We start from the raw sequence: 6,667 nt of genomic DNA, 5'->3' as shown, positions 1-6,667 counted from the left end.
CGGGAAGTGACCGACAACCCGCATCGCACATCAACGCCGTTGAGCGGTACGCCGGTGAAATCCGGGCTCGTCAGCGAGTGGTGCCCGAAGGGCCCGCAGCAGCCCTTCGGGGCCTGGATCACCGCCGGCGTCAGCGTCGCCGGCATGGCATGTGCCCTGGCTCGCTGCGGACCGGCGTCTGTCGGTGCTTGGTGCGCACCTCAATGACGGGACGCGCACCAAGCACCGGTGGCTCAGCCGACGCTGGGCACCAGCCTCAGCGTGGTGGCGGGCGGCGTCCAGCAGAAGGGAACCGGAGCGGAGTTGCGGATGTAGCGGGCGGCCGCCCACCCCCCCTTCTGGAGGCGCAGCCGGTACCAGATCTGGTTTCCGCCGATGACCTGAGCGCGGACCTTGCAGTCGATGATGACGCTCGCGCCGGGCCGCAGCGATGCGCCTTGGGGCTGTGAGTCGGTGGAGGGGACGGTGCGGATGTTGAGCGGCGAGGCGGAGACGACCTGGCCGCGGACGGTGTCCTGCAGACCGCCGCCGCCGGCGGTGGCCGGAAAAGCGGCCGCAAGCGACAGCGCGAGTGCGGCGGCAGAAGCTCCGGCCGCTAACAAGACCTTACGAGAGATCACAGACCTGTTCCTTCCGGTATTTCAGGGAACCTGGCGGGTGGGGTGATGGACCGGCATGACATCTGGTCTGCCGGTGCGAGACGGGGGCTTCTGCCTGGTGCTGTGCAGGCCCCTGCGAAAAGGGCGGAGGGGTCAAGCGCGCTTTCCGCAGAACCAACCTGTTCGTGTTCAGCGGGGGTGACAAGTCCCTCTCAGCTGAGTGGAGCACAAAGTCCACCCCGCAGCGGGGGTGGACTGGTCAGGGTGAGCGGGCACTCGCCTGTTTCGTTTCCGTGCCGGCGCGCCGCGAAAGCCTCCAGTCCGCTCCGTTCTCACGTCCTTTGCTGCGCCGTGGCTGCTGTCGGCCGGCTCCGCCCGACAACACTCCGCGCGCTCGCCAACTCCTGTCGTCAGGCCATGAGTTCTTGGTGGCGCGAAGGGCTCGCCGCATGTGCTGCCCTGTCTCGCGGGCGTGCTGGAGTCGCCTGTCACGGCTCTATTACTGGTACGGGAGGTCTCGATAACTTTGTGTTCTGGGTGGCTGGTCGGGGTGCGCTCTAACAGCCCACTGCCCAGCGATAACACCAACCCCCGCTGGCCACGCGTTATTCGGTAATCACCCAGGAACCAGCGAACCCCTGCACACCCGCACCACACCACTTGCCATAACCGCAGCAAAGACACCAGTCGGCACCATTTGAAACCCCCACGATTACTGTGTTCCGCTTCTCCCGAACCGATGTTGGACCCGCATCCCCATTCCGGGCCCACCCGATCAGGGAGGAAGCTCAATGCGCATCCGTGACAGCCGACGCTTCACCGAACTCCTCAGTCTCCAGTCCCTCTCCCAACGCAAACTCGCCGACATCGCCCACGTATCCCAAGCCTTCATCTCCCTCCTCGCACACGGACGCCGCGGAGCCCGCCCGGAAACCGCCTGGCGCATCGCCACCGCACTCGGCGTCCTCACCGAAGAACTCTTCAGCGCCACCACCCCCGACTCCGCCACCACCCCCACACCCGCCCCTGCACCGGCACCCGCGCCCGCGCCCGTACCCGGCTCCACCGCAGCCCCCACCACCCCCACCCCCACCCCCACCGCAACCCACTTCGCCCGCCACCAACTCAGCAAGAACCGGCGCCCCACACGCACCCACCGCCCCCGCACCCACCGCCCCACCCCCTGCACCACCCACCAGGCCGCAGCCTGACCCCCAGCGAGCCCCCCCTTGGGTTCGAACGAGGGCCCCTACAGACGGCACAGGCACAGGCGCCGGCGCCTCGTCTGCGGACCGCGCCCGGCAACCGCCGGCGCATGCCGTCCTGCGCCCGACTCGGCCGGCCGACACGTCGTCGGCGGTCACGTCGTCGGCGGTCACGCAGCCGGCGGTCACGCAGCCGGCCGGGAGCTGCCCCCGGTGGACACACTCCGGCCCCGTCCCGACAGCGGCTCCCCCCGGCCGGCAGACGCACCGGTCGTCGACCGCTTTCAGGAGCTCCTCAAGAGCATCAGTGCTCCGCTCGCTCACGCCGGCTCCGCAGCGCCGGCCCTGCAGCGCCGCCCCCCTCTTCGCAGCAGAACGGATACGGCCATGCTCACCGTTGCCTTACCGCTACGTGCCCGCCGTCGAGACCTCGTCGCCGGCGTCGCCGCAATCCTGATCTGCCTCTACGCGTCGTCAGCCGCTCCGCTGGCGGCTTCTCACCGGCAAGAGGCCCCTGTCACCGCCCCGCCCGCCGCCCAGGCGCACATCTGCACCTCGGCAGAGCCCCAACTCGCCCGGCAGCTCGAACGCAACCTCCATCGCGCGCTGTCGGGGAACACCCGGTCGGTGGCTGTCGCGCTTCAGGACGAACGCACCCATACGCACTGCGCCTTTCGCTCCCGGGTGCCGTTCGACTCCGCCAGCGTGGTGAAGGTGACCGTCCTGGGCGCACTGCTCCACCAGACCTCCCGGGCCCGCCGGCCACTGACCGCCGAAGAACACCAGCTGGCCGCGAACATGATCACCCGTTCCGACAACGCGGCAACCAGCGTGCTGTGGAACCGTATCGGCCGCTCGGGGCTGGAACGGTTCGCCCGCGCGGCAGGTATGCACTCCACACGGTTCGGCCCCGGCGGCCTGTGGGGGCTGACCCAGATCACCGCGGAGGACCAGTTGGCCCTCCTCACCCTGCTCGGGACACGCAACACCGTCCTTGACGAGACGTCACGCTCATACGCGACGGACCTGATGACACATGTCGTGCCCGAACAACGCTGGGGAGTCACCGCAGGGTTCGCCGGATCCTCTCCGGTGGCGGTGAAGAACGGCTGGCTCCCACGCTCGCAGCGCCACTGGCGGGTTCACAGCATCGGCACCTTCCACGCCGAAGGCACCTCCTACTCCCTGGTCATCCTCAGCGACGGCAACCGCCTCTTCTCCCAAGGGAAGGACTCCATCGAAGAACTGGCCCGGGTCATCCACGAGGACCTCGAGAAACACCGGCATCACACACACGACGAACTCGCGTCCAAGGGAACACACCCCGCGCCGCCGCGGCCAGGAACAGGCCCGCCCTCCGCGAGACGGCCGGGCATCGACACCGCAGCGTAGGATCCGCTCCACTCCAAGCACCCCCTGCCACCCCCGTGCCACCCCCCTGCCCCACTGCCCCCTGCCCCTCGCCCCCTGCCTCACTGCGGCGAGGCAGGGGGCGAGGGCGCGCAGCACGGCCGATCCGGTACACCAACCACGCGAAGAAGGGGGCAGGCCCCCGGTACGACGGGGGGGGTGCGGGGGCGTCCTGAGAAGTGGTGTGCGGGCTCCCCGCCTGATCCGGGTACTCACTCCGGCGCCGGAGTGAGTACCCGGATACAGCCGCAGCCGCCGGCCGCCGGCCGGTCTTCGAACAGGTCGAAGGCTCGAAGGAGATCAGCGCAACGACCGCACCAGACAGCACGCCCCGCCCCTGACGCCCTCCCCTGCACACCCCCCGAAGACAACCTCGCCGCGGCGAGTCCCGACCTGCTGCCACACGGTGGTCGGGGCGTTCACCGACGCACCCATACCCGCCATACCAGCCATACCCCGCAAAGGCCGGCGCCGTCCGCAACACCCCCATACCGGCAGGCCGGTGACGAGACAGTGAGCCACCACAACGCCCCCTGAGCGGGACACCAGGGCGGGAACGGTCCAGCCGACCCTCCCCTGTGGGAGCTGCTTCCCGCACCGGCTGCCGAAGCGCCAGCGCCGGGCCGGGCAGGGCCGAAGAGGCCCTCACCAGCGTGGTCACCCGGCACCTGGACGCACAGACCACCGCCTGGCACAACAGCCCCTGGACGCCCGCCCCTATGCCCTCGTCCCGTTGGACGCGCTGACCCGGAAAGTCCGCCAGGGCGGCCGCCTCATCACGCCCACGCACTGATCGCGGCCGGTGCCCACACGAACGGCCACCTAGAAATCCCCGGCCCCGACATCACCACAGCCGAGGACGAAGCCGACCGGCCGGCCCTCCTGCGCTCGCTGATCACCCATGGCCCGCCCGGCATCCAACTCGTCAACTCCGGCACCCACACCGGCCGCCTCGACACCCCCGGCGCAGCCCGGCCCGCCGAACCCACCACACGGCTCACCACAAGACCACCAACTGGCCGCCGGCACACCACTCCAGCAAACGCGCTCCGGGTGTGCTGCGGCCTCGTTGCGTGCCGTGACGGCGGCAGACCTGGCGCCGCAGGCCGCACCGGCGGCACCAGCGGCACCAGCGGCACCAGCGGCACCAGCCAGGACGTGCCCGACGACGCGAGGATCCCGTCCCGTCCGGGCAACCTGCCGACCATCACCTCGGCCAGGAGGCTTCGCGGCACAACCGGCCTCCTCGGCCGCCGACCCAGCCGGCCACCAGGCTGGTCGGCGTGCCACAGGGCCGGTCAGCGTGCGACCGGCCGGTGGCCTCATTCCCTTCTCCGCCAAGGACCACGAACGCGGTCCTCAGCGCTTCTTGGGCGTCGGGCGGCGCGCGGTCACCGGTGAGGGCAGACGGGCGGACGGGGCAGAGCAGAGCCCCTCAGCGCAGAGATGCGGGGCCATTGCCCGCGGGGTGCCGTACGGCGACGCCGCTCACGTCTACCGCCGGCATGGACTCACAGGACGACCAGCAGGGCACCGGAGCCGGTCCACCGCGCCGGAAGGCCGCAAGGCGCTCAACGGGTGCGGGAAAGGGTGACAGACCGGGGCATGCAGCAATGAGGCCGTCTTCCGCGAGGACGTGCGTCGAGCCCGCGCATCACGTCACAGGCGCGGCCACACCCCCGGACCACCCCGGCGGGGTGGGCCTCTGGACGAGCGGCACGCACTGTCCGGCACACCCGGGCATGCCCGGCACACCCCGGCCGCGGTGTGCCGGGCGGCCGGGGCGTGCCGGTCGGTTGGGGTGTGCCGGGGCGTGCCGGGCGTCACCTGCCGCCGCAGCCGGGAACCGGCCTGTCAGCAAGAGGAACCCTCCCCCTCCCCCGGAGGGTCTTGTCTATGAGGATCCGCGTCCGCGGTAGGGGCAGCGGCCCGGGACGGCGGCAGCCGGCGTGCGTGCCTTTCGGTCACCGGGGCAGGGTGTGAGTCGTTCTCGTGCGCGCGCCGGGCCGCTCGGGCCGCAGGTCTGCCTCTGGGCCGCTCTCCGATAGGCAGGAGGGATTCCCTCGACCGGGCAGTTCTGGCACGTGCCCGAGGGGGCCTGCTGTTCGCAGCCGCGGAAGCGAGATGTTCCGGATCCTTGGTGGTGGGCCCGGCGGGTTGGATGGACGGGTCGGCGGACACAAGAGCGATGCATCTGTGGTGGATACCTTATGCGTCGGGCAGCGGCTGAGCATCCATGGCCGATCGGGCAGCTCAGCCGGCTGCTGGAGAATCGGAGTCGGCCTGCACGGCCTCTCCAGGGACACGTACGACGTCGCGAGGCTCACACCTCACCGCCCGCATACGCGCATTACGGCAAGCATTGGCAGGAGCGGCGAAACCAGCGGCTGAAGCGCTGCTCGCCTCGAACGGCAATACCACGTGCAGGTCTGCGACTCCCTGTCAGGTCAAAAGACTTCGGCTACGGGAAGGCCATCACATTCGTGATGCCGATTTCAACCGCCAACTCCCGCCGCCTTGCACCGCAGTAATCGGCCGCAACCCGTGTGCACATCACGGCATACAGCCGGTGCTGCCATGAAGCCCCCACGGCAGAGCGAGCGGAGGAATGCGCAGTTATCGCACCGGATTCCCTCCGATGGAGTCCCCGCCCGGAAGCAGCCGCCCTCAAACCGGCCCCGCCACCCGGGACGGGAAGGCGGCAAACCAACTGGGCCCACTCGAAAAGCCCTTAGCCCTTCGCATCTTTTGCCCGACCGCCAAGCGACTGATTCCGCAAGAGCGGTAGCCGCACAGCGGCACACGGATTCATCCCGGCGAGAGTCAACGTCCACGGCCGCCGGGGATTCCAAGGAGCCGCGCCGGTACAACGAGACCCCGCGCCCGGCAAAAAGAGGGGGCAGCATGCACTGCACCGACCCCACATCCTGCTGCGGAGGTCTCCGGCATCCGCGCCCGAGCAGGCCCGCACCCGAAGGCCACCCGGCCACCCGGCCACCCGGGCGAGCGGGCGCCCGGGCGAGCGGGCGCCCGGGCGCCCGGGCGCCCAGCATCCGAAGCCTGCATCCGCCACACCTTCCCCCCCACACGCGCCGAGCATTCAGCGCGGTTCGCGCAGCGCGCCCCGTGTCATCACGTCCGAAAAGCCAGCGGCACGAGGGCCTCTTCGGGCCGGCCCGCACCCGGGCGGGACCGCCGCCCCACCCACCAAACCTGCCCGATTTAAATAGCTATGAGCTTCTTGACAATAATTTCGACGGAATGTAACGATCGGTTGGCGCGTCGCCCTCACGGTCCGTCAGCTCGGACGCGACGCGCTCCGGTGCCGGCCCGTCCGTCTCCCCGGGCCACGGCCGGCGATGTGACGCGTGCGGCTTCTCCCGGCGCGGCACTCATCCCGTTCCCCGCCGCTCGCCGGCGGGGAACGGGCGTTCCCCGTTCCCTGCCAAGGAG

3 protein-coding genes are annotated in these 6,667 nt (G+C 70.2%); 2 read left to right on the top strand and 1 reads right to left on the bottom strand.

Features of this window, described 5'->3' with window-relative positions; translation table 11 throughout:
• Window positions 1-233: 233 nt before the first annotated feature.
• Complete coding sequence (locus KK483_RS34995; protein ID WP_262009234.1) at window positions 234-602, bottom strand: SH3 domain-containing protein; 369 nt, start codon at window positions 600-602, stop codon at window positions 234-236.
• 788 nt (window positions 603-1,390) lie between these two features.
• Between KK483_RS34995 and KK483_RS34990 the strand changes: the two genes are divergently transcribed.
• Together KK483_RS34990 and KK483_RS34985 are read left to right on the top strand one after the other, a co-directional pair.
• Window positions 1,391-1,810 (top strand): helix-turn-helix domain-containing protein, encoded by a 420-nt coding sequence (locus KK483_RS34990; protein WP_262009233.1) that lies wholly within the window; start codon window positions 1,391-1,393, stop codon window positions 1,808-1,810.
• Window positions 1,811-2,191: 381 nt separating this feature from the next.
• Complete coding sequence (locus KK483_RS34985) at window positions 2,192-3,196, top strand: class A beta-lactamase-related serine hydrolase (protein WP_262009232.1); 1,005 nt, start codon at window positions 2,192-2,194, stop codon at window positions 3,194-3,196.
• Window positions 3,197-6,667 lie beyond the last annotated feature (3,471 nt).

Source organism: Streptomyces sp. FIT100, assembly GCF_024584805.1.
In the GTDB taxonomy this organism is placed as follows: Bacteria; Actinomycetota; Actinomycetes; order Streptomycetales; family Streptomycetaceae; genus Streptomyces.
Note: the sequence above shows the minus strand (reverse complement) of the source record. Positions and strands in the feature narration are given on the sequence as shown.